Source organism: Lentilactobacillus kosonis (assembly GCF_003864335.1).
Classification (GTDB): domain Bacteria; phylum Bacillota; class Bacilli; order Lactobacillales; family Lactobacillaceae; genus Lentilactobacillus; species Lentilactobacillus kosonis.
Genome location: NZ_BEXA01000013.1, coordinates 1 through 3,263, shown reverse-complemented (window position 1 = coordinate 3,263; position 3,263 = coordinate 1). Strand labels below are relative to the sequence as shown.

General features: G+C 49.6%; 2 rRNA genes. Both read right to left on the bottom strand.

The features are described 5' to 3' along the window. Nucleotides 1-115: ribosomal RNA gene (rrf, locus tag NBRC111893_RS10460) — 5S ribosomal RNA — on the bottom strand; the annotation flags it as partial. A 76-nt stretch (nucleotides 116-191) separates the two neighbouring features. Continuing rightward, nucleotides 192-3,108: ribosomal RNA gene (locus tag NBRC111893_RS10455) — 23S ribosomal RNA — on the bottom strand. Nucleotides 3,109-3,263 lie beyond the last annotated feature (155 nt).

Sequence of the window (3,263 nt, the reverse complement as noted above, 5' to 3'; positions counted from 1 at the left end):
GTGGCAACGTCCTACCCTCGCAGGGGGCGATCCCCCAACTACTCTCGGCGTGCTGAAGCTTAACTTCTGTGTTCGGCATGGGAACAGGTGTATCCTTCAGGCTATCGCCACCACACTATGTTACTTAGAGAACTTTGTTCTCTCAAAACTAGCTAATATTAATTTTCTGTACCGGTACTAACCACTATTCTTTGGTTAAGTCCTCGACCGATTAGTATTGGTCCGCTCCGTACATCACTGCACTTCCACTTCCAACCTATCTACCTCATCATCTCTGAGGGGTCTTACTTCCATATAGGAATGGGAAATCTCATCTTGAGGCGAGTTTCACACTTAGATGCTTTCAGCGTTTATCTCATCCATACATAGCTACCCAGCGATGCGCCTGGCGGCACAACTGGTACACCAGCGGTATGTCCATCCCGGTCCTCTCGTACTAAGGACAGCTCCTCTCAAATTTCCTACGCCCGCGACGGATAGGGACCGAACTGTCTCACGACGTTCTGAACCCAGCTCGCGTACCGCTTTAATGGGCGAACAGCCCAACCCTTGGGACCGACTACAGCCCCAGGATGCGATGAGCCGACATCGAGGTGCCAAACCTCCCCGTCGATGTGGACTCTTGGGGGAGATAAGCCTGTTATCCCCAGGGTAGCTTTTATCCGTTGAGCGATGGCCCTTCCATACGGTACCACCGGATCACTAAGCCCGACTTTCGTCCCTGCTCGACCTGTCTGTCTCGCAGTCAAGCTCCCTTCTGCCTTTACACTCTATGAATGATTTCCAACCATTCTGAGGGAACCTTTGGGCGCCTCCGTTACTGTTTGGGAGGCGACCGCCCCAGTCAAACTGCCCACCTGACACTGTCTCCCGCCACGCTAAGTGGCGCGGGTTAGAGTGTTCACACAGCGAGGGTAGTATCCCACCAACGCCTCTGTCGAAACTAGCGTTCCGACTTCATCGGCTCCTACCTATCCTGTACAAGCTGTGTCAACACCCAATATCAAGCTACAGTAAAGCTCCATGGGGTCTTTCCGTCCTGTCGCGGGTAACCTGCTTCTTCACAGGTATCTTAATTTCACCGAGTCTCTCGTTGAGACAGTGCCCAGATCGTTACGCCTTTCGTGCGGGTCGGAACTTACCCGACAAGGAATTTCGCTACCTTAGGACCGTTATAGTTACGGCCGCCGTTTACTGGGGCTTCATTTCTGGGCTTCGCCGAAGCTAACTCATCCACTTAACCTTCCAGCACCGGGCAGGCGTCAGCCCCTATACGTCATCTTACGATTGCAGAAACCTGTGTTTTTGATAAACAGTCGCCTGGGCCTTTTCACTGCGGCTGACCTTGCGGTCAGCACCCCTTCTCCCGAAGTTACGGGGTCATTTTGCCGAGTTCCTTAACGAGAGTTCACTCGCTCACCTTAGGATTCTCTCCTCGACTACCTGTGTCGGTTTGCGGTACGGGTAGTTAATTACTCACTAGAAGCTTTTCTCGGCAGTGTGACGTCAGTCGCTTCCCTACTTAAATTTCGGTCCTCATCACTACTTGTCAACCCGCTGAGAAGCATTTGACTCCTCAACTGACTCATAGCTTGAACGCACATTTCCAATCGTGCGCACAACTTAGCCTCCTGCGTCCCTCCATCGCTCAAACATAATTAACTAGTACAGGAATCTCAACCTGTTATCCATCGCCTACGCCTCTCGGCCTCGGCTTAGGTCCCGACTAACCCTGGGAGGACGAGCCTTCCCCAGGAAACCTTAGTCATTCGGTGGATCAGATTCTCACTGATCTTTCGCTACTCATACCGGCATTCTCACTTCTAAGCGCTCCACCAGTCCTTACGGTCTGACTTCATTGCCCTTAGAACGCTCTCCTATCACATGACCATAAGGTCATGTCCACAGTCTCGGTAGTATGCTTAGCCCCGGTAAATTTTCGGCGCGGAATCACTCGACTAGTGAGCTATTACGCACTCTTTAATGAGTGGCTGCTTCTAAGCCAACATCCTAGTTGTCTATGCAACTCCACATCCTTTTCCACTTAGCATACATTTAGGGACCTTAACTGGTGGTCTGGGCTGTTCCCCTTTCGACGATGGATCTTATCACTCACCGTCTGACTCCCGGATATAAATCAATGGTATTCGGAGTTTATCTGAACTCAGTAACCCATGACGGGCCCCTCGTCCAAACAGTGCTCTACCTCCATGATTCTAAGTCCGAGGCTAGCCCTAAAGCTATTTCGGAGAGAACCAGCTATCTCCAAGTTCGTTTGGAATTTCACCGCTACCCACACCTCATCCCAGCACTTTTCAACGTACACGGGTTCGGCCCTCCAGTAAGTTTTACCTCACCTTCAGCCTGGACATGGGTAGATCACCTGGTTTCGGGTCTACAGCAACATACTTAAACGCCCATTTCAGACTCGCTTTCGCTGCGGCTCCGGCTTTTCACCTTAACCTTGCATGTTACCGTAACTCGCCGGTTCATTCTACAAAAGGCACGCTATCACCCATTAACGGGCTCTAACTGCTTGTAGGCACATGGTTTCAGGAACTATTTCACTCCCCTTCCGGGGTGCTTTTCACCTTTCCCTCACGGTACTGGTTCACTATCGGTCACTAGGGAGTATTTAGCCTTGGGAGATGGTCCTCCCGGATTCCGACGACGTTTCACGTGTGTCGCCGTACTCAGGATCCTGAACTGAGGGTCATTGATTTCATCTACGGGGCTATCACCCTGTTTCGCCAATCTTCCCAGATTGTTCGATTATCAACAACTTTGGTAACTCAAATGTTCAGTCCTACAACCCCAAAGAGCAAGCTCTTTGGTTTGGGCTGTTCCCCGTTCGCTCGCCGCTACTTAGGGAATCGATTTTTCTTTCTCTTCCTGTGGGTAATTAGATGTTTCAGTTCCCCACGTCTACCTCTGATCAGCTATGTATTCACTGAACAGTAACAGTCGATTAAAACTGCTGGGTTTCCCCATTCGGAAATCTCCGGATCAAAGCTTACGTACAGCTCCCCGAAGCATATCGGTGTTAGTCCCGTCCTTCATCGGCTCCTAGTGCCAAGGCATTCACCATGCGCCCTTAATAACTTAACCTAGTATCACGTAGTGATACTGATTAATTGAGTTTTATGCGATTAAACTATTTCGTTAATTCTTTTGACTCAATACGCGGTGTTCTCGGTTGAAATTATATTTTAAATATAATTCACTACAGAAAATTAATATTATCTAGTTTTCAAAGAACAAAA